The sequence below is a fragment of the Tabrizicola flagellatus genome (assembly GCF_008271465.1).
GTDB classification, from domain to species: Bacteria; Pseudomonadota; Alphaproteobacteria; order Rhodobacterales; family Rhodobacteraceae; genus Tabrizicola; species Tabrizicola flagellata.
Genome location: NZ_VMDU01000003.1, coordinates 244,946 through 267,812, shown reverse-complemented (window position 1 = coordinate 267,812; position 22,867 = coordinate 244,946). Strand labels below are relative to the sequence as shown.

Here is a 22,867-nt window from a genome sequence, read left to right as displayed (position 1 = left end):
CACCCCCCTCGGCCGGCCCCCGCCTGCAAAAAACCCGGCAATCCTGTCGCAGGGGGCTTGAAACCCCTGACGCAAGGCCCAAAATCGCCCGAAACCCGCCGCGACGCGATCAAGAACGAAAAGCCCGCCGCCACGACGAGGACGCCGCCCGAATGACCCTAGCCCTGATAGCGGCGTTGCCCTTCCTCGGCGCGCTCCTGCCCGGCCTGATGATCCGCGCCGGACGTACCGCCTGCGCCACCGCCACCGGATCGGTCACGCTCCTGGCCCTCGCGCTCCTCGCGCTGCAGGCCCCCGCCGTTCTGCGGGGCGAGATCGTGCAGACCCGCATCGACTGGCTGCCCGCGCTCGGCCTCAACGCCACCTTCTTCCTCGACGGGCTCGGCCTCCTCTTCGCCGGGCTGATCCTCGGCATCGGGCTTCTCATCATCCTCTACGCCCGCTTCTACCTCGCGAAATCCGACCCGATGGGGCAGTTCTACAGCTATCTCATGCTGTTCCAGGGCGCGATGGTCGGGATCGTCCTGTCCGACAACATCCTGCTGCTCCTGATCTTCTGGGAGCTGACCTCGCTCTCCTCCTTCCTCCTCATCGGCTACTGGAAGCACCTGCCCGAGGGCCGGCAGGGCGCGCGGATGGCGCTGGCCGTCACCGGCGGCGGGGGGCTCGCCATGATCGCGGGCATGCTGATCCTCGGCAACATCGCGGGCAGCTACGACCTGACGGTGATCCTCCAGCACAAGGAGGCAATCCAGGCCTCGGACTGGTATCTGCCCGCCCTGATCCTAATCCTGCTCGGCGCCTTCACCAAGTCGGCGCAGTTCCCCTTCCACTTCTGGCTGCCCCATGCCATGGCCGCGCCGACCCCGGTCTCGGCCTACCTGCACTCGGCAACCATGGTGAAGGCGGGGCTGTTCCTGATGGCGCGGATGTGGCCGGTGCTGGCCGGCACGCCGGAATGGTTCTGGATCGTCTCGACCGCGGGCCTTGTCACCATGGTCATGGCCGCCAAGATCGCCTTCTTCAAGGACGACCTGAAGGCACTTCTCGCCTTCTCGACCGTCAGCCACCTCGGCCTCATCACCATGCTTCTCGGCTTCGGGACAAGGGCCGCCGCGACCGTCGCCGTCTTCCACATCATCAACCACGCCACCTTCAAGGCCGCGCTCTTCATGACCGCCGGGATCGTGGACCACGAGGCCCATACCCGCGACCTGCGCCGCCTTGGTGGCCTGCGCACCCTCATGCCGATCACCTTCACCATCGCGCTCCTGGCCAGCCTTTCCATGGCCGGAATCCCGCCCTTGAACGGGTTCCTGTCGAAGGAGCTGATGCTGGAAGAGGCCGCCCATACCACCTGGATCACCCCCTGGGCGATGGGGGTCCTGGCCACGATCGGGGCGATGTTCTCGGTCGCCTATTCCTTCCGCTTCCTCGCGCACGGCTTCCTCGGCCCGGTGCGCGACGACTATCCCCATGCGCCGCATGATCCGGGCCCCGGCCTCTGGGGCGCGCCGGCCTTCCTGGTGCTGCTGGTCGTCGTCATCGGCCTCTTCCCCATGGCCTCGGCCGCCTGGCTGGTGGACGTGGCCGCGGGGGCCGTCACCGGCGCACCCGTCGCGGTGAAGATTTCCCACTGGCACGGGCTGGAACCCGCCGCGCTGTGGATGTCGATCGCGGCCGTCGGCGGCGGCCTGATGATGCTCGGCGCCTGGGCCCCCTTGCGCGCGATGTGGGACGGCACCCCGCGCCCCGAGGCCAAGCGCATCTTCGACGGCATCATCGAACCGCTTGCGGCCCTTGCCCGCAGCCTGACCTACGCGATCCACAACAGCTCGCTCTCCCGCGCCATTGCGGTTGCGGTCCTTGCCATCGCTGCGGCGGCGCTCTGGGCCTTCTCGGGCGGCAGCCACGCGCCCGGCTCCCGCGCGCTGATGCCGGTCGAGCCTGTGGTGGCCGTGATCTGGGCCGTCACCATGGCCGCCGCAGTCTCGGTGCCCTTCCTGCACCGGATCCGGGTGGTGGCGCTGATCTTCGTCGGCGTCGTGGGCCTGCTGCTCGTGCCCTTCTTCGTCCTGATGTCCGCCCCCGACCTCGCGCTGACCCAGCTGTCGGTCGAGGTGGTGACGATCCTCCTCATGCTTCTGGCGCTGAATTTCCTGCCCAAGACCACGCCCGAGGAAAGCCCCGCTCCCCGCCGCCTGTTCGACGCGGGCGTGGCGGGCATCGCCGGCATCGGCATCGGCTGGCTGGCGTGGGAGATGATGACGCGGAACGCCGCCTTCGAGCCGATCTCGCATTTCCACCTCGCCCAGTCGAAACCGGGCGCGGGCGGCACGAACGTGGTCAACACCATCCTCGTGGACTTCCGCGGCTACGATACCTTCGGCGAGATCATCGTGCTCGGCATCGCCGCGTTGGCGATCTACGCGCTGTCGGAAAACCTGATGCGCAGCCCTGCCGTCACCCGCCGCCTGGCCGGGACGCGCCCCGAGCGCGAGGCCGGCGACCGCCACCCGATGATGCTGGTCGTCTCGACCCGGCTCCTGTTGCCCATGGCGATGATGGTCGGCGTCTACATCTACCTGCGCGGCCACAACATGCCCGGCGGCGGCTTCGTCGCGGGCCTCGTCTTCGCCATTGCCTACCTGATGCAATACATGGCCTCGGGCTATGTCTGGAGCCACGCGCGCCAGCGCTACGACCACCATGTGCTGATCGGCTGGGGCGTGCTGATCGCCACGCTCTCGGGCGCGGGGGCCTGGGCCTTCGGGCTGCCCTTCCTGACCTCGGGCTACGAATACGTCCACGTCTGGCCGCTGGAGGAATTCGAGCTCGCCACCGCCGCGATCTTCGACCTCGGCGTGTTCCTCTGCGTCCTCGGCGCGGTGCTTCTGGCGCTCGCCTCGCTGTCGCGGCTGGCGCAGCGCACGGGCGAGGTCGCCAACACCCGCGCCTATGACACCGAAGCCCCGCAGGAGAGCCGCTGATGGAAGCCCTCGTCGCCATCGCCATCGGGGTCATGACCGCCGTGGGCCTGTATCTGACCCTGCGCCTGCGCACCTTTCCGGTGATCCTCGGGCTGACCATGCTCAGCTACGCGGTCAACGTCTTCCTCTTCTCTTCCGGGCGGCTCGTGCAGAACCGGGCGCCGATCATCGGCACGGGCGAGACCTACACCGACCCCCTGCCCCAGGCGCTGGTGCTGACGGCCATCGTGATCTCCTTCGGGATGACCGCCGTCATCATGATCATGGCCATCGGCGGCTTCCTCGAATCCGGCCATGACCGGGTGAACATGTCGGGCCGCGACCAGGACGACGGCGGTCCGGAGGCCGGTGCCGCCGACGGCGACGCAGCCGGGGAGGGCCGGGCATGATGGGCCACTGGATCATCGCGCCGGTCGTGCTGCCGGCCTTCATGGCCGGGCTCATGGTCACCGCGATGCGCAACGACCTCCTGCTCAAGCGCGTCATGGGCGTGACCTCGATCGTGCTTCTGAACGCAATCGCGCTGGCGCTTCTCTGGTCGGCCTCGACCCACGGGCCGCAGGTCTATTTCCTCGGCGACTGGCCGGCGCCTTTCGGCATCGTGCTGGTGCTCGACCGGCTGTCGGCGATGATGGTCATGCTGCTCGCCGCGCTGGCGCTGGCGGTGGTGCTTTATGCCATCGGCTCGGGCTGGGACGCGAAGGGGGCGCATTTCCACCCGCTTCTCCAGTTCCTGCTGATGGGCATCGGCGGGGCCTTCCTGACCGGGGACGCGTTCAACCTCTTCGTGTTCTTCGAGATCCTGCTCATCGCCTCCTACGGCCTGATGATCCACGGCGGCGGGTCCGAACGCACCCGGGCGGGGCTGCAATATGTGGCCTTCAACCTGATCGGCTCGTCGCTGTTCCTTTTCGCGCTCGCGCTGACCTACAGCGTCACCGGCACGCTGAACATCGCCGACCTCGCCCAGAAGCTCCCCGACCTGCCCGAGGGCGATGCGGCCCTGCTGCGGGTGACGGCGGTCCTCCTGATCCTCGTCTTCGCGATCAAGGGCGCACTGGTGCCGCTGCAATTCTGGCTGCCCGGCACCTATGCCAACGCGCCGGGGGTGGTCGCCGCCATGTTCGCGGTGATGACCAAGGTCGGCGCCTATGCTACGCTGCGCTTCGGCGCCATGGTCTTTCCGCCCGACCTGCCCGCGACCGGCACACTCCTGCACGCCCTGATCCTGCCCGCGGGCCTCGTGACCCTCGTGGTCGGAGCCGTGGGGGTCCTCGGCGCCTCGACCCTGCCGCGCCTCGTGGCCTTCGGCGGCATCGCCTCGATGGGCACCGCCTTCACCGCCATCGGCGCCTTCACACCGGCAACCACAAGTGCCGCGCTCTACTACATCCTGCATTCCACCCTGGCGACGGCAGCGATGTTCCTCGTGGCCGACCTCGTCATCCGCCGTCGGGCCCATGCCCGGCTGACCGAGACCGCGCCGCCCATCGCCCAGTCCGGGCTGATCTCGGCGCTCTACATGGCCGCCGCCATCGCCATGGCCGGGATGCCGCCGCTGTCGGGCTTCCTCGGCAAGCTCCTGATCCTCGACGCCTTCCGCGATCAGGCGCCGCTGGTGTGGTCGGTGATCCTCGTCTACTCCTTCCTGATGATCCTCGGCTATGCCCGCGCCGGCTCGTCCCTGTTCTGGAAGCCGTCGGCGATGGAGGCGCAGCCCGACGAGCGCGCACCCGAGGGCCTGGCCTTCACTGCCACCTTCGGCCTTCTCGCGGGCCTCGTGGCGCTGACCCTGCTGGCCGGACCCGTCACCGTCTGGCTCGGGATCACCGCGGACAGCCTGTATGCGCCGCAGGACTACATCGCCGCCAACCGTCTGGGCGAGGGAGGCTGACCCATGCTGAAGCGCCTCTTCCCGCATCCCTACCTCTCGCTGACGCTGGTCGTCCTGTGGTTCATGCTGGTCAACCAGTGGAAGCTCGGCAGCCTGGTGATGGCGATCATCCTCGCGACCATCCTGCCGCTCGTCACCTCGGCCTGGTGGCCGAACCGGGCGCGGGTCCACCATCCGCTGCGGCTCTTCGGCTATACGATGCTGGTGTTCTGGGACATCATCGTCGCCAACTTCCAGGTCGCCTATGTCATCCTGTTCATCCCGCGCGACAAGGTGCAGTCGCGCTGGATCACCGTGCCGCTCGACCTGAAATCGCCCGAGGCGATCAGCCTCCTGGCCGGCACCATCACCATGACGCCCGGCACGCTGACTTCGGACATGTCGGCCTGCGGTCGGGCCCTGCTGATCCATTCCCTGCACGCCCCCGACCCCGACTCGGTCCGCGACCAGATCAAGTCCCGCTACGAGGCCCGCCTGAAAAGGATTTTCGAATGATCCTCGGTTACGCCCTGACCTTCATGTTCGCCTGCATCGCGCTGGCCTTCGTGCTGAACATCTGGCGGCTCTTCACCGCGCCCACGCTGACCGACCGGATCGTGACGCTGGACACCATGGCGATCAACGCCCTCGCGCTCGTGGTGCTCTACGGCATCCGCGCCGGCACCGGGCTTTATCTGGAAGTCTCGGTCCTTCTGGCCCTGACCGGATTTCTCGGCACCGTCGCCTACTGCAAGTTCCTCCTGCGGGGGAGCATCATCGAATGACCCCGGTCCTGCAAACCGCCATCGAGCTGGTCATCGCCGCGGGCCTCGTCGGCGGCGGCTTCTTCGCGCTGGTCGGCTCCTGGGGCCTGATCCGCCTGCCGCGCCCGATGCAGCGCCTGCATGCGCCGACCAAGGCCACCACGATCGGCGTGGGCGCGGCGCTCCTTGCCTCCTCGATCGGCGACCTGCCGCAGGGCGGCACGATCAGCATCCAGGAATGGCTCATCACCCTGTTCCTCCTGCTGACCGCGCCGATCTCGGCCCTGTTCCTCGCCAAGACCCTGATCCTGCGCGGCGAAGCCGACCCCGACATCCCCGACAGCGGCACCGGCCAGCCCTGGGCCACCCTGGGCCAGGAACGGCCCGACCCGTAATTTTTTGACCATCCGGTCAGAAATCAGCCAGCCCGGCCCTTGCCACTCAAGGGTTTCGCATGTCATCGTCCGCACAGGACCGCGTGCACCGCCCCGCGCCTCCCTCCCCCCCTCCGTGGGGGAGGGATGGGGAGGGGGGGCAGCGCGGGCACTGCGATGGATCCAGAGACGATGACAACCCTCTCCACCACGGCGACCGGCCTCCTGCCCCAGGTCACCCATCCCCGCAATCCGGGAATGGCGCTCGATCTCGACTGGGTGGCCTCGGTCCAGGCCAACACTTCGGCCATCGAGCGCCGCGCCGCCACCCTGCCCGGCCGGCGCTCGGTGAAGAAGGAATACCAGGCCGCCTGGCTTCTGAAGGCGATCAGCCTCATCGACCTCACCACCCTGTCCGGCGACGACACGCCGGGCCGCGTCCAGCGCCTCTGCGCCAAGGCCCGCCAGCCGGTCGCCCCCTGGATGCTGGAGCGTCTGGGAATGCCCGGCCTGACCGTCGGCGCGGTCTGCGTCTACCACGAGATGGTGGAAACCGCCGTCCGCGCGCTGGAAGGCACCAACATCCCCGTCGCCGCCGTCTCTACCGGCTTTCCGGCGGGCCTGTCGCCCTACAGGCTCCGCATCGCCGAGATCGGCGAAAGCGTCCGTGCAGGCGCGAAGGAAATCGACATCGTCATCTCCCGCCGGCACGTCCTGACCCAGAACTGGCAGGCGCTTTACGACGAGATGCGCGACATGCGCGAGGCCTGCGGCGATGCCCATGTCAAGGCCATCCTCGCCACCGGCGAGCTCGGCACGCTAAGGAACGTCGCCCGCGCCAGCCTCGTCTGCATGATGGGGGGCGCCGATTTCATCAAGACCTCGACCGGGAAAGAGGCGGTGAACGCCACGCTGCCCGTCAGCCTGACCATGATCCGCGCCATCCGCGACTACGAGGCGCGGACCGGCTTCAAGGTCGGCTACAAGCCCGCCGGCGGCATCGCCAAGGCCAAGGACGCGCTGGTCTATCTCACGCTGATGAAGGACGAACTCGGCCATCCCTGGCTGCAGCCCGACCTTTTCCGCTTCGGCGCCTCCAGCCTCCTCGGCGACATCGAACGCCAACTGGAACACCACCTCACCGGCCACTACTCCGCCGCCAACCGCCACGCGATGGGCTGATCCGATGCCCGACCCCGGCATTTGCTCTTTTCCAAATACTCCCGCCGGAGGCTCTTCCTCCCGAGCCGGTTGCGCGCCCTTCGCGCGCAGAGGCGAGACAAAAGGCTTGCGCCGCAAGGCGCTCAATCTGAAAACCGCCCCCACCTGTGCTGCGGCGAAGGACTGATCCCATGACCATCAAGGAAATCTTCGACAGCATGGCCTACGGCCCCGCCCCCGAATCCGCCGCCGAGGCGCTGGCCTGGATCGCGAAACACGGTGCCACCTTCGGCCATTACATCGACGGCCAATTCACGGCGCCGGGCGAGACCTTCACCACAGCGAACCCCGCCACCGGCAAGCCCCTGGCGCAAGTGACGCAAGGCACCGCCGAGGACGTCGCGAAAGCCGTCGCCGCCGCAAAACGCGCCCAACCGAAATGGGCCGCCCTCCCGGCCTTCCGCCGCGCGGAATACCTCTACGCCCTCGCCCGCCTCGTCCAGAAGCACTCCCGCCTCTTCGCCACGCTGGAAACCCTCGACAACGGCAAGCCGATCCGCGAAAGCCGCGACATCGACATCCCCCTCGTCGCCCGCCATTTCTCCTACCACGCCGGCCTCGCCCAGCTCCTCCCCTCCGAACACCCCGACATGCGCCCCCTCGGCGTCTGCGGCGCGGTCATCCCCTGGAACTTCCCCCTCCTCATGCTCGCCTGGAAGGTCGCCCCCGCGCTGGCCGCCGGGAACACGATCGTCCTCAAGCCCGCCGAATACACCCCCCTCACCGCCCTCCTCTTCGCCGACATCTCCCGCGAGGCGGGGCTGCCCAAAGGCGTCCTCAACATCGTCACCGGCGACGGGGCCACCGGCGCGGCCCTCGTCGATGCCCCGGTGGACAAGATCGCCTTCACCGGCTCTACCTCCGTCGGCAAGCGCATCCGCGAGGCCACCGCCGGCAGGGCCATGGCCCTCACCCTCGAACTCGGCGGCAAGTCCCCCTACATCGTCTTCGACGACGCCGACCTCGACTCGGCCGTCGAGGGCCTCGTGGACGCGATCTGGTTCAACCAGGGCCAGGTCTGCTGCGCCGGCTCCCGCCTTCTCGTCCAGGAAGGCGTCGCCCCCCGCTTCCATGAAAAGCTGAAACGCCGGATGGACGGGCTGCGCATCGGCGATCCCCTCGACAAGTGCATCGACATCGGCGCGGTGGTCGATCCGGTCCAGCTCGACACCATCACCCGCCTCGTGCGCGACAACCCCGAGGGCGAGCACTACGTCGCCGCCACCCCCCTGCCCGCGGAAGGCTGCTTCTACCCCCCCACCCTCATCACCGGCCTCGGCACCGCCTCGCCCCTGATGCAGGAGGAAATCTTCGGCCCCGTCCTCGTCTCGATGACCTTCCGCACGCCCGAGGAAGCCGTCCAACTCGCCAACAACACCCGCTACGGCCTTGCCGCGACGGTCTGGACCGAGAACATCAACCTCGCCCTCGACGTGGCCCCGAAACTCAAGGCCGGAGTCGTCTGGATCAACGCCACCAACCTCTTCGACGCCGCCGCGGGCTTCGGCGGCGTCCGCGAGAGCGGCTTCGGGCGCGAGGGCGGATGGGAGGGCCTGATGGCCTACCTCAAACCCGCCGCCAAACCCGCGGCCCTCAAACCCGCCGCGCCCATCCCCGTGCCGCAAGAGCCGCAGGTTGACGCCCTCGACCGCACCGCCAAGCTGTATATCGGCGGCAAACAGGCCCGCCCCGACTCCGGCTACTCGCAACCCGTCTACGGCCCCAAGGGCAAACTCCTCGGCCATGTCGGCATCGGCAACCGCAAGGACATCAGGAACGCCGTCGAGGCCGCCCACGCCGCCAAGGGCTGGGCCAAAACCACCGCCTACAACCGCGCCCAGGTCCTCTACTTCATCGCCGAGAACCTCTCCGCAAGGCACTCCGAGTTCGCCCAGCGCCTGAAAGACCTCACCGGCAAGCCCGGCGCAGCCGAAGTTGACGCGAGCATCCAGCGCCTCTTCACCTATGCCGCCTGGGCCGACAAATACGACGGCGCCGCCAAATCCGTCCCGATCCGCGGCATCGCGCTTGCGATGAACGAACCCGTCGGTGTGATCGGCGCCCTCCTCCCCGACGAATGCCCCCTCCTCGGCCTCGTCTCCGTCATGGCCCCGACCATCGCAATGGGCAACACCACGGTCCTCGTCCCCGGCCAGCACCCCCTGTCGGCCACCGATTTCTACCAGGTCCTCGACACCTCCGACGTGCCCGCCGGGGTCGTCAACATCGTCACCGGCCCCGTCCCCGACCTGGCGCGCAGCCTCGCCGGCCACATGGACGTGGATGCCGTCTGGAGCTTCTCCTCCCACCCCCTCTCCGCCCTCATCGAGCGCGAGGCGGCCGGCAACCTCAAACGCACCTGGGTCAACCACGGCCGCGCGCGGAACTGGATGGGGCCAGAGGGCGAAGGCCGGACGTTCCTGTCCCAGGCCACCGAGGTCAAGACGGTCTGGGTGCCCTATGGGGAGTGAAGGCTCCACCAGCGTCATCATCGTAGGGTGCGCTACAGCGCACCGTCGGATGGTGCGCTGTAGCGCACCCTACGCCAAAGCAATGGCCTTTCTCTTTAAGTTCGTGAATGCTTCTTTCAGCCGTTACTCGGGAGGATTGCATGTTTGGAAGCCATAAGAAACAGGGCCGAGAAGCTGGGCTCGCTACGCGAAATTCTTTCGCTGCTGTCAGTCTTGGATCGTCACTATTTGAGTTTGGCGTAGGATTTCGGCCTACGCTGACCTTTCTTCGGCACCCTTACGTTCTTGCATTCTCTACAACTTCAATTGGTTTGATGATGAAGTTGGTCTTCAAGGGCGAGAGTTGGTCGTACGCGAAAAAAGGGGAGTTCGTCGAAGCGGCCAATCAGGAGTTCAGCATGAACACTCCGGGGTTCACTCAGCGTGATTGGCTGGCTTTAATGGAGAATGCTTCGCAGACAGGTGATTTCGCAAAAGGAAAAGAACACGCAGAAGGAGTATTCTTTGCGATAGCTGGCCTTATCAGTCCGACAAGCATGGACCCACTCGCGATAAAGGCGCGGGAAGCTGCAAGAAATTTACCGCCACCCGCTGACATCGGATCCGCAATGCTTTGGGTCACTGTACGTGAGTTTCTCCACGAACATTTTCCAAAACAATCGTAGGGTGCGCTACAGCGCACCGTCGGATGGTGCGCTGTAGCGCACCCTACGCTGCCGCACCGACATCGCGATGCCACGACGAATAGGGCCAATCCCGAACATCCTGGACCAACCCATGCTTCACCGGATTGGTCCAGCAATAGTGAACGCAGGCCGAGAAATCCTGCTCGCCCCTGACATGATGCTCCCAGAAACGCCGCTGCCAGATACCCTTCTCCCGCCGCAGGATGTGGCTTGACCGCAATCGCCCTTCCGGTAACGCCTTTGAGAACGTCGCCTTGATCTGGCCTATCCTCCCACCGTAATCGGCATCACCCTCCGGCAAGGTCCAGACGCAATGCATGTGATCCGGCAGCACGACCCAGGCATCTATCCGGAATGGTCGCTTGAGACGCGTGACACGAACCGCATGGCGCAAGGCTTCAATCTCACGCACGAGCAGATTGGTGCCGCGCTCTGCAAGGGTGACCGTGAGAAAGACCGAAGCTCCGGGAACTCTGGGGCGAAGATAGCTGGACATGACCGAAAGCTAGCGGCCAAACCTTAACGCCCAGTAACCAACATCTCCCGCATCGTAGGGTGCGCTACAGCGCACCGCCCCGGCCAGCCACACGCGATTCGTCCCCCAAGGTTAACGCCCCACCCGCCCGCAAACCGTCGGGACGGAAACCCGACGCATGCCAGACGGATGCCAGACCGTTAACCTCCCTGAAATCCCCCGGATTAACCCAGCGTTCCCAACCCCTTAGCTGAGTCTCTTGCGGCCCTAAGCCCGCCCCGCCGCCGCGCTCAGGGTCAAGGGATCAATCCCCATCCCCCGCAGCGCCGCCGACCACTTCCCGCCGTCATCCGGCGCGAACACCAGCCCGTCCGGAGCCTCACAAGTCAGCCAGTCGTTCCGCGCGATCTCGGCCTCCAGCTGACCCGGCCCCCAGCCGGAATACCCCAGCGCCAGCAAGGCCTTACCCGGCCCCCCTCCGCTCGCCAAAGCCTCCAGCACGTTGATCGTCGCCGTCATCTCCAGCCCCCCCGGCACGGCCATCGTGCCCTCGCCCGGGGGACGCCAGTCGGCGGAGTGCAGGACAAACCCCCGCCCCCGCTCCACCGGCCCGCCGAAATGCACCCGGATGTCGCGGCCTGCAGGCGCAAGGGGGATGCCAAGATGCTCCAGCAGCCCGGAAAAGCTCAGGTCTTCCAGGGGCTTGTTGACGATCAACCCCATCGCCCCCTCGGCCGAATGGGCGCAAATAAGAACAACGCTTTTCTCGAACCGCGGGTCCGCCATGCCTGGCATCGCGATCAGGATCTGTCCGGAAAGGTCCATCGGCACCCCCATTCCCCTGATCAGAACATGGCCCTGCGAGCCTTGGGGGACAAGCCCCGACCATGGCCGGAAGGCCACGATCACGCGCCTTCGCCGCAAAGTGATTTCCATCGCGCCCCGCTATTCCTATCTTCGCGGCATGATCCGATCTGTCCTCCTCCTCACCTGCCTTGCTGCCCCCGCCCTTGCGACCACGCAGGACGATGTGTTGTCGGTCGCGCTGATTCCCGGATGGCAGACAGAAAATGGCGGGCGCATGGCTGGGCTGGACCTGCGGCTCGCGCCCGGCTGGAAGACCTACTGGCGCAGCCCCGGCGATGCCGGGATTCCGCCCAGCTTCGACTGGTCGGGGTCCGAGAACGTAAGGTCGGTGCGCTTGCACTGGCCGGCACCAGATGTGTTTCAGGTCAACAGGATGCAGACCATCGGCTATCACGACCGACTGGTGCTGCCGGTCGAGGTCACCCCCGAAGATCCTGCCCGTCCGATCCGGCTGCGCGTGAGGATGGATCTGGGTGTCTGCGACGAAATCTGCATGCCCGCCACCGTCGAGCTCGGCTCCGAACTGACGGCGCCCGGCGCGCCGGACGACGCGATCCGGGCGGCCCTTGCCCGACGCGCGGCGACGGCTCAGGAGGCAGGCGTGACCCGCGTTGCCTGCAGCATCGACCCGATCGCGGACGGCCTGCGCATCACTGCGCGTGTGGGGCTGCCCGATCCGGGACTTCCCGAGGTGGTCGCCTTCGAGACCGCCGACCGCGATGTCTGGGTGGCAGAGGCCGTCACCGAGCGCCGGGGCGGCGAGCTGGTCTCGATCACCGAGCTTGTCCCCCCGAGCGGTGCCCCCTTCGCGCTGGACCGATCCCAGATCACCATGACCATCCTGGCCGCCGGCAGCGCGGTCGAGGTCCGGGGCTGCCCCGCCCCCTGAGCCGGAGGACGCCGCCGGACGTGCAAGAGCCGGTTGTCACTCCTGCACCGGAAACCTAGGCTTTCTCCCATGGGAATCGCTGGCGAGATCGCAGACGACTGGCAGGCCGCCCTGGCGGCGCTGGTCTGGCTCGGGGAAGCCGGGGCCGACGAGGCGATTTCCGAGACTGCGCTCAATCGGTACGACCTCGCGCCCGAACCCTCCGGCCCCCGTGTCGCGGCGGCTCCGCCCCCCGATGTCCCCGTGCCTGCGGACGACCCTGTGGGCGCAGCACGGGCCTCGGCATCGGCCGCGACAACGCTGGAGGACCTCCGCGCCGCGATCGCCCGCTATCCGCATTGCGACCTGAAGAAGGGCGCACGGAACACGGTCTTTGCAGACGGCAACCCCGCCGCCCGCGTGCTGCTCCTGGGTGAGGCACCCGGCGCGGACGAGGACCGCGAGGGCCGCCCCTTCGTCGGCCGGGCCGGGCAGCTTCTGGACCGGATGTTCGCCGCCATCGGCCTGTCGCGCACATCGCCCGATGCCGAAAGCGCGCTTTACATCACCAATGTGATGCCCTGGCGCCCCCCCGGCAACCGCGACCCGGAACCGGCCGAGATCGCCATGATGCTGCCCTTCGTCGAACGCCATATCGCGCTGGTCGATCCGCAGGTGATCGTGGTCCTGGGCAACACACCCCTTTTCGCGCTGACGGGGGCGAAGGGCATCCTCCGCGCCCGGGGCACCTGGACGCAGGCCCTGGGCAAGCCGATGCTGCCGATGACCCATCCGGCCTATCTCTTGCGCAACCCCTCGGCCAAGCGCGAGGCCTGGGCCGACCTTCTGTCGCTGCAGGCGAGGCTGCGCTGATGCTGCCGGTCGAGCCCCTGACCCTGCTCGCCTTCGTCCCCGCCGGGCTGGCGCTGAACCTCACGCCGGGGGCGGACATGATGTTCTGCCTGGGCCAGGGGCTGAAATCCGGCTGGCGCCCGGCGATGGCCGCAAATTTCGGGATAGCCACGGGCGGCATGGTCCATACGCTGCTGGCCGCGCTTGGCCTCGGGGCGCTGGTCGCGGCGCATCCGGCGGCCTTCGAGGCGATCCGCTGGCTGGGCGTGGGCTACCTGCTCTGGCTGGCCGTCGGGGCCCTGCGCGCTTCGCCCTTCGCCCGCGAAGCGCAGGTGGTGCCCACCACGCCCGCCATGGCCTTCTGGCAGGGACTCATGGTCAACCTGCTGAATCCCAAGGTGATCCTGTTCATCCTGGCCTTCCTGCCGCAGTTCGTGACCCCCGCCCGCCCGATCCTGCCGCAATTCCTGACGCTCGGCATCGTCTTTGCCCTCGGTGGCCTTCTGGTCAACGGCGCCGTCGGTGTCTTCGCCGGGTCCATCGGCCAGCGCGTCGCCCGTTCGGCCGGACTGGCGCGGTGGCTCTCGCGGATCAGCGCCACGATCTTCGGGGCGCTGGCGCTGCGGCTTGCCCTCATGCCAAGGAACTGACCCATGTCCCGCATCGACGAAAGCCTGCCCTTCCACCCGGTCCGCATCGCGGTGCTGACCGTCAGCGACACCCGCACACCCGAAACGGACAAGTCCGGCGACACGCTGGTGGAGCGGCTGACCGGGGCCGGGCATGTGCTGGCCGACCGGGGCATCGTGCCCGACGACCGCGCCGCCATCGTCGCGCGCCTGCGCGGCTGGATCGCCGACCCGCAGGTAGACGTGATCCTGACCACCGGCGGCACCGGCCTGACCGGCCGCGATGTCACGGTCGAGGCCCACCGCGAGGTCTACGAGAAGGAGATCGAGGCCTTCGGCACCGTCTTCACCCTCGTTTCCATGCAGAAGATCGGCACCTCGGCGGTGCAAAGCCGCGCGACCGGGGGCGTGGCGGGCGGCACCTACCTTTTCGCCCTGCCCGGCAGCCCCGGCGCCTGCCGCGATGCCTGGGACGAGATCCTGAAACCCCAGCTCGACAGCCGCCACCGGCCCTGCAACTTCGTCGAGATCATGCCGCGCCTGGAAGAGCACCTGAAACGGAAGTGACGCCGTCTAAGCACCTCCTGCGTCGCGCCTTAGGCTTCTCGTCGGGAGGTCAGCGAGGAGTGCCGAAGGCATCGACGAGCGGCTTGCCGGGATGCGCCCCCTTTGCGATAGAGGGGAAAACCGGAAAAGGGGACGATCATGGCCTTCCGCGCCCGCCATCTTCTGGGGATCGAGCATCTCGCGCCTCTGGAGATCACCACCGTCCTCGACCTGGCCGAACGCTATGTCGATCTGAACCGGCGCACGGTGAAACAGTCGGACGTGCTGGCCGGGATGACGCAGATCAACCTCTTCTTCGAGGCCTCGACCCGCACGCAATCCTCTTTCGAACTGGCCGGCAAGCGGCTGGGGGCGGATGTGATGAACATGTCGGTGGCCAATTCCAGCCTGAAGAAGGGCGAGACGCTGATCGACACCGCGATGACGCTGAACGCGATGCACCCGGACCTTCTGGTCGTCCGCCACGGGGCCTCCGGGGCGGTGAACCTGCTCGCACAGAAGGTCGATTGCGCGGTCCTGAACGCGGGCGACGGGCGGCATGAGCATCCGACCCAGGCGCTGCTCGATGCGCTGACCATCCGCCGCGCCAAGGGCCGCATCCAGCGCCTGACCATCGCCATCTGCGGCGACATCGCCCATTCCCGCGTGGCCCGCAGCAACCTGATTCTGCTTGGGAAAATGGAAAACCGCCTGCGCCTGATCGCGCCCCCGACCCTGATGCCCTCGGGGGTGGAGGACTTCGGTTGCGAACTGTTCGACGACATGCGAGAGGGGCTGAAGGGCGCAGATGTGGTCATGATGCTGCGGCTCCAGAAGGAACGGATGGACGGCGGCTTCATCCCGTCCGAGCGCGAATACTACCACCGCTACGGCCTCGACGCCGAGAAACTGTCCCACGCCAGCCCCGAGGCCATCGTGATGCACCCGGGGCCGATGAACCGGGGGGTGGAGATCGACGGGGACCTCGCCGACGACATCAACCGTTCCGTGATCCAGGACCAGGTGGAAATGGGCGTCGCGGTACGGATGGCCTGCATGGACCTTCTGGCGCGGAACCTGCGGGCAGAGCGGGGGCGGAAGATCGTGGGGATGATGGCGTGAGGTCGGACCGGATCGCAAGTAGCACATCACCACGTGATGGCTGGAGACTGCCTTCTCCCTTGACGCCGGAGCCTCTTGGTTTCGCCATGATCCGCGACCTGCAGGGCAAGACCGAATGACCCCCGACCCCGACCGCAAGCCCACGAAAGCCGAGATGCGCCAGGGCGGCATGGTGGCGGCCGCAGTGCTGGTCTTTCTCGCCCTTTTCACCATCGTCATCGTCTGGATCGCCTGATGGCCCGCATCGAACCCGACCCGATCCTCGGCCATGCGGTCCCGCTTCTGGACGGCGAGACGGTGCTGGCCGAGTTTCCCGCCGACCGCACCGCCTACTGGCGCAGTCACCTGGTCATGGCCGTCGTCCTTGGCGCCGCCGCCGGGCTGTTCCTGATCTGGCAGGGCAATCCCTACCCCGTCGCCGGCCCGCTTGGCGCGGCCATCGCCATCGGCGCGCGGGCGGCCTTCCTTGCCTCCGAGGCCCTGGGCGAGACCTGGCGGCTGACCGACCGTCGCCTCCTTGGCCCCGGTGGGCGGGCGATCCCGCTGGCCGAGCTGCAATCGGCCCGGCCCTTCCTCGGCGCGGTGCAGATCACCACCGCCACCGGCGACCGGCATCTGGTCAAGTATCAGGCCGACCCCGCCGCCACCGCCGCCCGCATCATGACCCGGCGATGAGCCTGACGATCCCCGCCCACGACCGCCACGGCATCCGCGTCTTCGCGGCGCGGCTTTCCCCGGACGACTTCCGCCGCGACAAGGCGCGGCTGGCGGCAGAGCTGCTCGGCGATCCCGACCTCGACCCCGCCTTCATCGAGATCTTCGACCTTGCCGACCTCGCCGGCCTCGGCCTGCCCGCCTATCTGACCGAAGGGCTGGGCGTCCCCGACGCCGCCGTGGCGTCGGATCGCGAGCGGCTGGAGGCATTGCGGGGGCCGGTCCTGATCCTTCTGTCAAAGGCGCTGCACGGCCGCGCCCTCACCCTGACCCCGGATCCGCGGCTGACCCTAGTCGCCACCTATGCCGAGGACCGCCCGCCGGTGCATTTCGAGCCGCTGCCGACCGCCGCCGCCGAAGGCACCCTCGGACCCGACATGGCCCCCGACCCGACCCCGCAGCGCCCGGAGTCCGCCTTCCTCTTCCTCGGCCTCGCGCTGGCCCTGACCGGGGCCACCGCGCTCTGGCTCGCCTTCGGGTGAGTTCCAGTGGACAAGCGCCCCGTGCCGTCGCATACCCTCCGCGACCTTCGGACGGACCGGACATGACCACGCTGCATTTCGCCAACGCCCGCCTGATCGACCCCGAAGCCGGGACCGATGCCCCGGGCAGCCTGACGGTGAAGGACGGCGCGATCCTTGCCCGCGACGGGAAGGCCCCGAAAGGCGCAACCGTCATCGACTGCGGGGGAAAGTGCCTTGCCCCCGGCATCGTCGATCTGGGCGTCAAGATCGGCGAACCGGGAGAGAGGCACCGCGAAAGCTTCGGCTCGGCCGGGGCTGCTGCGGCGGCGGGGGGCGTGACCACGATCATCGCCCGGCCCGACACCCACCCCGCCATCGACACGCCCGAGACGCTTGAATTCGTCACCCGCCGCGCCGCCGAAGCCCCGGTTCGGATCCGGCACATGGCCGCGCTGACCAAGGGCCGCGAGGGGCGCGAGATGACCGAGATCGGCTTTCTGCGCGACGCCGGCGCGATCGCCTTCACCGATGTCTTCCGCGTCTCGACCGATGCCAAGGCCCTTGCCCGGGCGATGACCTACGCCCGCAGCCTCGGCGCGCTGGTCGTCGGCCATCCGCAGGACCCCGGCCTGTCCGCCGGGGCCTCGGCGACGTCCGGCAAGTTCGCCTCGCTGCGCGGCATCCCGGCCGTGTCGCCCATGGCGGAACGCATGGGGCTGGAACGCGACCTCGCGCTGGTCGAGATGACGGGCGTGCGCTACCACGCCGACCAGATCACCACGGCCAAGGCATTGCCGGCGCTGAGCCGCGCCAAGTCGGCAGCGATCGACGTGACGGCTGGCACCTCGATTCACCACCTGACGCTGAACGAATTCGACGTGGGCGACTACCGGACCTTCTTCAAGTTCACCCCGCCGCTCCGGTCGGAACAGGACCGGCTGGCGATGGTCGCGGCGGTGGCGGACGGGACGATCGACATCATCTGTTCGATGCACACACCTGCCGACGAGGAATCGAAGCGCCTGCCCTTCGAAGAGGCCGCGCCGGGCGCCGTAGCGTTGGAAACCTTCCTGCCCGCGGCCATGCGGCTGTTCCATGCCGGCCATCTCGACCTGCCCGCGCTGTTCCGGGCCATGGCGCTGAACCCCGCCCGCCGGCTGGGCCTGCCGCAGGGCCGGCTGGCCGAGGGCGCGCCGGCCGATCTGGTCCTGTTCGACCCCGATGCCCCCTTCCTGATGGACCGCTTCCGCCTGCGGTCCAAGTCGAAGAACACGCCGTTTGACGGCGCGCGGATGGAAGGTAAGGTGCTGGGCACCTGGGTCGCGGGGACACAGGTCTTCGCTGCGGATGCCTGAGACATGCCTGAACTTGTGACTTCGCCGGGGCTTCTTCTGCTGACCGCGGTGCTGAGCTATCTGCTGGGCGCCATCCCCTTCGGCGTGGTCGTGACGCGGATGCTGGGTCTGGGCGACCTGCGCCAGATCGGGTCGGGGAACATCGGCGCGACCAACGTGCTGCGCACCGGGAACAAGGGCGCGGCGCTGGCGACGCTTCTGCTGGACGGGGGCAAGGGAGCACTTGCCGTGCTGATCGCGCGCTGGCTTCTGGCCGAGGACGCGGCACAGGTAGCGGGTCTGGCCGCATTCCTCGGCCATCTGTTCCCGGTCTGGCTGGGCTTTCGCGGCGGCAAGGGGGTGGCGACCTTTCTCGGCGTCCTTCTCGCGCTGAACTGGCCGGTCGGTCTTGCGGTCTGCGGCACCTGGCTTTTGACCGCAGTCGTCACCCGCACCTCGTCCATTGCGGCGCTGGTGGCCGCGGCAAGTTCGGGCCTCTGGATCCTGGCGCTGACGGATGGCAGCCTTCTGCTGCTGGCCCTGGCCCTGACGATCCTGATCTATGTCCGGCATGCCGAGAACCTGAAGCGGATCAAGGCGGGGACCGAGCCGCGGATCGGGGCGAAGAAGGCCTGACGCTGCTGGCGGCTCGTCGATGGCTGCGCCACTCCTCGCGGGGCGGTCCGACGAGGGGACGCAGTCGAACGAGGAGGCGCCTCAGAGAGAGGCGGCCGCGTAGATCGGGGTCAGGTCCCGGCCCCAGGCGCCTTCGTAAAGCTCAAGCCAGCGGTCCGCCTGGACCCGGCCGGTCTTCAGGCTTTCGACCAGCGGAGCAAGCTGCGCTTCCTCGCCCAGGCCCCGGGCGACAAGCCCCGCGTGCGACAGCCCCACCGCCGCCCGCGCAAGGTCCAGAAGCCTCACGCCCCCCGCCTCGCCCTGGAGCGCCGAGACCGAGGCCGCGACCCGCAGGCCCTCGCGCGTTTCCGTGTCCAGCCCCTTGACCAGATCCCAGGCCGCGTCGAGCGCGGTCTGGTCGTACATCAGCCCGACCCAGAAGGCCGGCAGGGCCACGATATGCGCCTGGTCGCCGGCGTCGGCGCCGCGCATCTCGATGAACTTCTTCGCCCGCGCCTCGGGGAAGACGGTGGTCATGTGATCCGCCCAGTCCGACAGCGTCGGCTTCTCGCCCGGAAGCGCGGGCAGGCGTCCGGCCAGGAAGTCGCGGAAGCTTTGCCCCAGGGCGTCGATGTATCTTCCGTCGCGGTAGACGAAATACATCGGCACATCCAGCACCCAGTCCACATAGCGCTGGAAGCCCATCCCCTCCTCGAAGGCGAAGGGCAGCATTCCGGTGCGGCTGTCGTCGAGGCCGCGCCAGATGCGGCTGCGCCAGCTGCGGTGGCCGTTGGGCCGGCCCTCGAAGAAGGGCGACGAGGCGAAGAGCGCGGTGGCGACGGGTTGCAGGGCCAGCGCCACGCGCAGCTTCTTCACGAAATCGGCTTCGGAGGCGTAGTCGAGGTTCACCTGCACCGTGCAGGTCCGGTACATCATCTGCGTGCCATGCGTGCCGACCCGGCCCATGTAATCGGTCATGAGGCGGTAGCGGCCCTTGGGCATCACCGGCATCTGGTCGTGCGTCCATTCCGGTGCCGCGCCGATCCCCATGAAGCGGACGCCCATCGGCTCGGCGATCGAGCGGACCTCGTCGAGGTGGGTCTGCAACTCGGCCGCGACGGCGAGGGTCGATGTCAGCGGCGCGCCCGACAGTTCGAACTGGCCGCCCGGTTCGAGGCTGATGTTGGCGCCGTTCCGGGTGAGGCCGATCACGTTCTCGCCCTCGCGGACCGGCTGCCAGCCATAACGGGCCTCGAGCGCGGCGAAGATGGCCGAGATCGAGCGGTCGCCGGCGTAGGGCAGCGGCTGGCGGGTGTCGGTCAGCCAGCCGAACTTCTCGTGCTCGGCCCCGATCCGCCAGTCGGCCCTGGGCTTGCAGCCGGCCTCCATGTAGGCGGCGAGCTGGTCGAAGCTTTCGATGAGGCCGCCGCCGGTCTGAGGGATGGACATGGATTTCGGACCTTCGCTGTCTCGGGCTCCGGCCTGCCGGACCGGAGGCCAAGACCTGTCGCGCGGGCGGTGCCAAGTCAAGGGGGGTCGCGGAGCCCAGAGCGGCCGTCCAGCGTGGTCAGAGAATCGACCACAATGAATTCAGATGGTTACAGAAGCGGATTCAGTTTCTGTTAACAGGTGAACAGAGAAATTGTCCGGAACGCGGGGTCTGCGCGGGCCGAAAATTCTTTGGCGAAGAATTTTCGGCTCAGGCCCGGAGGATACCCTGCCCCGGCCGCGCCCAGATCAGGCGATCGACCTCGGCCAGCGCGATGACGCGGGCGTCCGAGGCCGGCGCATCCGTCCCCAGCGCCGCGACCAGCGCGGCCATGTCGATCCCCGGCAGGGTGGCGAAGGCGTCGAACAGGGCTTCGGCGCCCTCGGCCTCGACCGGGATGTGCAGCAGATGACCGTCGGCCTGCTTCAGTTTCCAGATCCGGCGGCCGCGCAGGGTGAGAAGGCGGATCTCGGACAGGTCGGGCAGGCCGACGAAGCCGCCCACCCTCGGCCCGTAATAGGCGATCTGTGCCTCGGTCACGCGCAGGATGCCGGGGGCCTCGCCCTCTTGCCGAAAGCGCAGGCGGCGCCAGGCGGTCAGCGTCCAGCCGAGCCCGAGCGCCATGAGGGCAAGGCCGAGGGGCAAGAGCAGATAGCCACCGCGCGTGGCGGTCCAGGCGCCCAGCGCGGCGAGCGCCGCCCCCGCCCCCACTTCGCGCCAGCGCCAGAGCGCGGCGGAAAGTTCGGGCCGTATGAAGCTCATCGCCAGTCCCCGCAGGCAGCCTGCCAGAGCGTCAGCGCGGCGACGGCGGCGGTGTCCGCGCGCAGGATCCGGGGGCCGAGCGAGAGGGGGGTCACATTGGGGCGCGAGCGCAGCGTCGCGGCCTCGTCGGCGGAGAAGCCGCCCTCGGGGCCGATCAGGATGGCGGCGGGCGCAGGTGGCAGCGTCGCGCCCCCCCACCCCATCCCTCCGCCACGCGGGGGGGAGGGAGGCGCGCTGGCGGAAGCCTCGTCGCACCAGATGAGCGCGCGGTCCTCCGGCCAGGTCCGCAGGAGACGGTCGAGCGGCTGGAGATCGGCGACCTCGGGCACGAAGGTCGCGCCGCATTGTTCGGCTGCCTCGACGGCGTGCGCTTGCAGGCGGTCCTGGCGGATGCGTTCGGAATTGGTGTGGCGGGTCTGGACCGGCAGGATTCGCGCGGCCCCAAGCTCCACCGCCTTTTCCACGATGAAATCGGTGCGGGCCTTCTTGATCGGCGCGAAGAGCAGCCAGAGGTCGGGCGGCAGGTGCAGGGGCCGGGTTTGCGCGTCGCAGACCGCGATGGCGTTGCGCTTTCCGGCCTGCGCGAGCGTGGCGCGCCATTCGCCATCGCGGCCGTTGAAGAGCAGGATGGCCGCGCCTTCGCCCAGCCGCATGACCCCGGTCAGGTAATGCGCCTGGTCCTGCGACAGGGCCACGGCTTGCCCCGCCCCGAGCGGCTGATCTACATAAAGCCTGATCTTCGCTTCCATGAGCCGGACCCTATGACCCAAGCGCCCGAATTGCCAGAGGCCGCCGCGGCGGATGCGCACGGGGGCCGGGTCGCGGATGCCCCACCGGAAAACTGGGTGGACCGCTACGCCCCGGTCCGGGCGCGCCCCTATCTGCGGCTGAGCCGCGCCGACCGGCCGATCGGCACCTGGCTGCTGCTGATCCCCTGTCTCTGGGCGATCGCGCTGGCCGGCGGGGTCGGCGGGTTCCGGGCCTGGGACTTGTGGCTTGCGGTTTCCTGCGGGATCGGAGCCTTCCTGATGCGGGGGGCGGGCTGCACCTGGAACGACATCACCGACCGCGACATCGACGCGCAGGTGGCGCGCACGCGGTCGCGGCCCCTGCCCTCGGGGCAGGTGACGGTGAAGGCGGCGCTGGTCTGGATGGTGGTGCAGGCGGCCCTGGCCGCCGTGATCCTGTTCACCTACAACTGGCTGGCCGTCGGGCTGGGCGTGGCATCGCTGGCGCTGGTGGCGATCTATCCCTTTGCCAAGCGGTTCACCTGGTGGCCGCAGGTCTTTCTGGGGTTGGCGTTCAACTGGGGCGCGCTGCTGGCCTGGGCCGCCCATGCCGGCGAGGTGCCACCGGCAGCCATCGCGCTTTATGCCGCCGGGATCGCCTGGACGCTCTATTACGACACGATCTACGCGCATCAGGACCGGGAGGACGACGCGCTGATCGGGGTGAAATCCACGGCGCGGCTGTTCGGCGCGAAAAGCCGGGCCTGGCTCTGGGGCTTCTTCGCGGCGACGCTCGCGCTGTTCGCGGCGGCGGTGGTGCTGGCCCATGCCGGGGCCGGGCGCCCCCTGGCCTTTGTCGTGGCGCTGGCGGGCGTCTGGGCGATGGGGCTGCACATCGGCTGGCAGATGCGGCGGCTGGACCTGGACGACCCGGCCTCGTGCCTGGCGGTCTTCCGGTCGAACCGCGATGCCGGGCTGATCCCCGTGCCATTTCTTGCCGCTGCCGCCTGGCTTGGTTGAACC

Annotated in this window: 24 protein-coding genes; 19 read left to right on the top strand and 5 right to left on the bottom strand. The window is 68.3% G+C overall.

The window, feature by feature from the left end; translation table 11 throughout:
* The first annotated feature begins 152 nt into the window (after window positions 1–152).
* The 9 genes from FL625_RS07210 to FL625_RS07170 all read left to right on the top strand — a co-directional run bounded on the left by FL625_RS07210 (window position 153) and on the right by FL625_RS07170 (window position 10,358).
* The gene (locus FL625_RS07210; protein ID WP_149587961.1) at window positions 153–2,990 is read left to right on the top strand and encodes a monovalent cation/H+ antiporter subunit A; all 2,838 of its coding nucleotides are present in this window, start codon (window positions 153–155) and stop codon (window positions 2,988–2,990) included.
* Window positions 2,990–3,379: a Na+/H+ antiporter subunit C gene (locus FL625_RS07205; protein ID WP_149587960.1), complete on the top strand. Its 390-nt coding sequence runs from the start codon at window positions 2,990–2,992 to the stop codon at window positions 3,377–3,379. Before FL625_RS07210 ends, FL625_RS07205 begins: the two co-directional genes overlap by 1 nt.
* Window positions 3,379–4,884: a monovalent cation/H+ antiporter subunit D gene (locus tag FL625_RS07200; protein WP_149588047.1), complete on the top strand. Its 1,506-nt coding sequence runs from the start codon at window positions 3,379–3,381 to the stop codon at window positions 4,882–4,884. Before FL625_RS07205 ends, FL625_RS07200 begins: the two co-directional genes overlap by 1 nt.
* Before the next feature lie 3 nt (window positions 4,885–4,887).
* Entirely contained in the window at window positions 4,888–5,379 is a 492-nt protein-coding gene (locus FL625_RS07195; protein ID WP_149587959.1) for a Na+/H+ antiporter subunit E, read from the top strand.
* Window positions 5,376–5,648: a K+/H+ antiporter subunit F gene (locus FL625_RS07190; protein WP_200833899.1), complete on the top strand. Its 273-nt coding sequence runs from the start codon at window positions 5,376–5,378 to the stop codon at window positions 5,646–5,648. Before FL625_RS07195 ends, FL625_RS07190 begins: the two co-directional genes overlap by 4 nt.
* The gene (locus FL625_RS07185) at window positions 5,645–6,022 is read left to right on the top strand and encodes a cation:proton antiporter (RefSeq protein WP_149587958.1); all 378 of its coding nucleotides are present in this window, start codon (window positions 5,645–5,647) and stop codon (window positions 6,020–6,022) included. Before FL625_RS07190 ends, FL625_RS07185 begins: the two co-directional genes overlap by 4 nt.
* A gap of 171 nt (window positions 6,023–6,193) precedes the next feature.
* Window positions 6,194–7,183 (top strand): deoxyribose-phosphate aldolase, encoded by a 990-nt coding sequence (gene deoC, locus FL625_RS07180; protein ID WP_149587957.1) that lies wholly within the window; start codon window positions 6,194–6,196, stop codon window positions 7,181–7,183.
* Between the two features lie 170 nt (window positions 7,184–7,353).
* Window positions 7,354–9,693 carry an aldehyde dehydrogenase family protein gene (locus FL625_RS07175; RefSeq protein ID WP_149587956.1) on the top strand — a complete coding sequence of 780 codons (2,340 nt, stop codon included), beginning with the start codon at window positions 7,354–7,356 and terminating at the stop codon, window positions 9,691–9,693.
* Between the two features lie 317 nt (window positions 9,694–10,010).
* The gene (locus FL625_RS07170) at window positions 10,011–10,358 is read left to right on the top strand and encodes a hypothetical protein (RefSeq protein ID WP_149587955.1); all 348 of its coding nucleotides are present in this window, start codon (window positions 10,011–10,013) and stop codon (window positions 10,356–10,358) included.
* 43 nt (window positions 10,359–10,401) lie between these two features.
* Here FL625_RS07170 and FL625_RS07165 read toward each other — a convergent pair whose 3' ends face one another.
* Both FL625_RS07165 and FL625_RS07160 read right to left on the bottom strand, forming a co-directional pair.
* Window positions 10,402–10,875 carry an REP-associated tyrosine transposase gene (locus FL625_RS07165; protein WP_149587954.1) on the bottom strand — a complete coding sequence of 158 codons (474 nt, stop codon included), beginning with the start codon at window positions 10,873–10,875 and terminating at the stop codon, window positions 10,402–10,404.
* A gap of 246 nt (window positions 10,876–11,121) precedes the next feature.
* Window positions 11,122–11,679 carry a YqgE/AlgH family protein gene (locus FL625_RS07160; RefSeq protein WP_149587953.1) on the bottom strand — a complete coding sequence of 186 codons (558 nt, stop codon included), beginning with the start codon at window positions 11,677–11,679 and terminating at the stop codon, window positions 11,122–11,124.
* 139 nt (window positions 11,680–11,818) lie between these two features.
* On the opposite strand from FL625_RS07160, the gene FL625_RS07155 reads away from it, so the two are divergent.
* The 9 genes from FL625_RS07155 to plsY all read left to right on the top strand — a co-directional run bounded on the left by FL625_RS07155 (window position 11,819) and on the right by plsY (window position 18,886).
* Window positions 11,819–12,610, top strand: a complete 792-nt coding sequence (locus FL625_RS07155) for a protein-disulfide reductase DsbD domain-containing protein (protein WP_149587952.1) — start codon at window positions 11,819–11,821, stop codon at window positions 12,608–12,610.
* Window positions 12,611–12,679: 69 nt separating this feature from the next.
* Window positions 12,680–13,462: a uracil-DNA glycosylase gene (locus tag FL625_RS07150; protein ID WP_149587951.1), complete on the top strand. Its 783-nt coding sequence runs from the start codon at window positions 12,680–12,682 to the stop codon at window positions 13,460–13,462.
* The gene (locus FL625_RS07145; protein WP_200833898.1) at window positions 13,462–14,091 is read left to right on the top strand and encodes a LysE family translocator; all 630 of its coding nucleotides are present in this window, start codon (window positions 13,462–13,464) and stop codon (window positions 14,089–14,091) included. Before FL625_RS07150 ends, FL625_RS07145 begins: the two co-directional genes overlap by 1 nt.
* 3 nt (window positions 14,092–14,094) lie before the next feature.
* Window positions 14,095–14,637 carry a molybdenum cofactor biosynthesis protein B gene (gene moaB, locus FL625_RS07140; RefSeq protein ID WP_149587950.1) on the top strand — a complete coding sequence of 181 codons (543 nt, stop codon included), beginning with the start codon at window positions 14,095–14,097 and terminating at the stop codon, window positions 14,635–14,637.
* Between the two features lie 138 nt (window positions 14,638–14,775).
* Window positions 14,776–15,738: an aspartate carbamoyltransferase catalytic subunit gene (locus FL625_RS07135; protein WP_149587949.1), complete on the top strand. Its 963-nt coding sequence runs from the start codon at window positions 14,776–14,778 to the stop codon at window positions 15,736–15,738.
* A 234-nt stretch (window positions 15,739–15,972) separates the two neighbouring features.
* Window positions 15,973–16,413: a hypothetical protein gene (locus FL625_RS07130; protein WP_160147746.1), complete on the top strand. Its 441-nt coding sequence runs from the start codon at window positions 15,973–15,975 to the stop codon at window positions 16,411–16,413.
* Window positions 16,410–16,934, top strand: coding sequence for a hypothetical protein (locus FL625_RS07125; protein ID WP_149587947.1), 525 nt, complete (start codon window positions 16,410–16,412; stop codon window positions 16,932–16,934). Before FL625_RS07130 ends, FL625_RS07125 begins: the two co-directional genes overlap by 4 nt.
* A 62-nt stretch (window positions 16,935–16,996) precedes the next feature.
* The gene (gene pyrC / locus FL625_RS07120; protein ID WP_149587946.1) at window positions 16,997–18,271 is read left to right on the top strand and encodes a dihydroorotase; all 1,275 of its coding nucleotides are present in this window, start codon (window positions 16,997–16,999) and stop codon (window positions 18,269–18,271) included.
* 3 nt (window positions 18,272–18,274) lie between these two features.
* Window positions 18,275–18,886: a glycerol-3-phosphate 1-O-acyltransferase PlsY gene (gene plsY / locus FL625_RS07115; RefSeq protein WP_149587945.1), complete on the top strand. Its 612-nt coding sequence runs from the start codon at window positions 18,275–18,277 to the stop codon at window positions 18,884–18,886.
* Between the two features lie 81 nt (window positions 18,887–18,967).
* Here the strand turns inward: plsY and FL625_RS07110 are convergent, their stop codons facing one another.
* From FL625_RS07110 to FL625_RS07100, 3 genes are all read right to left on the bottom strand, one after another.
* Window positions 18,968–20,314, bottom strand: coding sequence for a glutamate--cysteine ligase (locus FL625_RS07110; RefSeq protein ID WP_149587944.1), 1,347 nt, complete (start codon window positions 20,312–20,314; stop codon window positions 18,968–18,970).
* Window positions 20,315–20,564: 250 nt separating this feature from the next.
* The gene (locus FL625_RS07105; RefSeq protein ID WP_149587943.1) at window positions 20,565–21,116 is read right to left on the bottom strand and encodes a hypothetical protein; all 552 of its coding nucleotides are present in this window, start codon (window positions 21,114–21,116) and stop codon (window positions 20,565–20,567) included.
* On the bottom strand, window positions 21,113–21,865 hold the full coding sequence (locus FL625_RS07100) for a 16S rRNA (uracil(1498)-N(3))-methyltransferase (RefSeq protein WP_149587942.1): 753 nt from the start codon (window positions 21,863–21,865) through the stop codon (window positions 21,113–21,115). Before FL625_RS07100 ends, FL625_RS07105 begins: the two co-directional genes overlap by 4 nt.
* Window positions 21,866–21,877: 12 nt before the next feature.
* On the opposite strand from FL625_RS07100, the gene ubiA reads away from it, so the two are divergent.
* The gene (gene ubiA / locus FL625_RS07095) at window positions 21,878–22,864 is read left to right on the top strand and encodes a 4-hydroxybenzoate octaprenyltransferase (RefSeq protein ID WP_235019348.1); all 987 of its coding nucleotides are present in this window, start codon (window positions 21,878–21,880) and stop codon (window positions 22,862–22,864) included.
* The last annotated feature ends 3 nt before the right edge of the window (window positions 22,865–22,867 follow it).

What these genes read in the sequence shown, in the direction of transcription:
- FL625_RS07185 (WP_149587958.1), top strand. Translation starts at nt 5,645, where the DNA reads ATGACCCCGGTCCTGCAAACCGCCATCGAGCTGGTCATCGCCGCGGGC.
- FL625_RS07165 (WP_149587954.1), bottom strand. Translation starts at nt 10,875, where the DNA reads ATGTCCAGCTATCTTCGCCCCAGAGTTCCCGGAGCTTCGGTCTTTCTC.
- FL625_RS07150 (WP_149587951.1), top strand. Translation starts at nt 12,680, where the DNA reads ATGGGAATCGCTGGCGAGATCGCAGACGACTGGCAGGCCGCCCTGGCG.
- plsY (WP_149587945.1), top strand. Translation starts at nt 18,275, where the DNA reads ATGCCTGAACTTGTGACTTCGCCGGGGCTTCTTCTGCTGACCGCGGTG.
- FL625_RS07130 (WP_160147746.1), top strand. Translation starts at nt 15,973, where the DNA reads ATGGCCCGCATCGAACCCGACCCGATCCTCGGCCATGCGGTCCCGCTT.
- FL625_RS07170 (WP_149587955.1), top strand. Translation starts at nt 10,011, where the DNA reads ATGAAGTTGGTCTTCAAGGGCGAGAGTTGGTCGTACGCGAAAAAAGGG.
- FL625_RS07100 (WP_149587942.1), bottom strand. Translation starts at nt 21,865, where the DNA reads ATGGAAGCGAAGATCAGGCTTTATGTAGATCAGCCGCTCGGGGCGGGG.
- FL625_RS07200 (WP_149588047.1), top strand. Translation starts at nt 3,379, where the DNA reads ATGGGCCACTGGATCATCGCGCCGGTCGTGCTGCCGGCCTTCATGGCC.
- FL625_RS07205 (WP_149587960.1), top strand. Translation starts at nt 2,990, where the DNA reads ATGGAAGCCCTCGTCGCCATCGCCATCGGGGTCATGACCGCCGTGGGC.
- FL625_RS07175 (WP_149587956.1), top strand. Translation starts at nt 7,354, where the DNA reads ATGACCATCAAGGAAATCTTCGACAGCATGGCCTACGGCCCCGCCCCC.
- deoC (WP_149587957.1), top strand. Translation starts at nt 6,194, where the DNA reads ATGACAACCCTCTCCACCACGGCGACCGGCCTCCTGCCCCAGGTCACC.
- moaB (WP_149587950.1), top strand. Translation starts at nt 14,095, where the DNA reads ATGTCCCGCATCGACGAAAGCCTGCCCTTCCACCCGGTCCGCATCGCG.
- FL625_RS07160 (WP_149587953.1), bottom strand. Translation starts at nt 11,679, where the DNA reads ATGGACCTTTCCGGACAGATCCTGATCGCGATGCCAGGCATGGCGGAC.
- FL625_RS07110 (WP_149587944.1), bottom strand. Translation starts at nt 20,314, where the DNA reads ATGTCCATCCCTCAGACCGGCGGCGGCCTCATCGAAAGCTTCGACCAG.
- FL625_RS07135 (WP_149587949.1), top strand. Translation starts at nt 14,776, where the DNA reads ATGGCCTTCCGCGCCCGCCATCTTCTGGGGATCGAGCATCTCGCGCCT.
- pyrC (WP_149587946.1), top strand. Translation starts at nt 16,997, where the DNA reads ATGACCACGCTGCATTTCGCCAACGCCCGCCTGATCGACCCCGAAGCC.
- FL625_RS07155 (WP_149587952.1), top strand. Translation starts at nt 11,819, where the DNA reads ATGATCCGATCTGTCCTCCTCCTCACCTGCCTTGCTGCCCCCGCCCTT.
- FL625_RS07195 (WP_149587959.1), top strand. Translation starts at nt 4,888, where the DNA reads ATGCTGAAGCGCCTCTTCCCGCATCCCTACCTCTCGCTGACGCTGGTC.
- FL625_RS07190 (WP_200833899.1), top strand. Translation starts at nt 5,376, where the DNA reads ATGATCCTCGGTTACGCCCTGACCTTCATGTTCGCCTGCATCGCGCTG.
- FL625_RS07145 (WP_200833898.1), top strand. Translation starts at nt 13,462, where the DNA reads ATGCTGCCGGTCGAGCCCCTGACCCTGCTCGCCTTCGTCCCCGCCGGG.
- FL625_RS07210 (WP_149587961.1), top strand. Translation starts at nt 153, where the DNA reads ATGACCCTAGCCCTGATAGCGGCGTTGCCCTTCCTCGGCGCGCTCCTG.
- ubiA (WP_235019348.1), top strand. Translation starts at nt 21,878, where the DNA reads ATGACCCAAGCGCCCGAATTGCCAGAGGCCGCCGCGGCGGATGCGCAC.
- FL625_RS07125 (WP_149587947.1), top strand. Translation starts at nt 16,410, where the DNA reads ATGAGCCTGACGATCCCCGCCCACGACCGCCACGGCATCCGCGTCTTC.
- FL625_RS07105 (WP_149587943.1), bottom strand. Translation starts at nt 21,116, where the DNA reads ATGAGCTTCATACGGCCCGAACTTTCCGCCGCGCTCTGGCGCTGGCGC.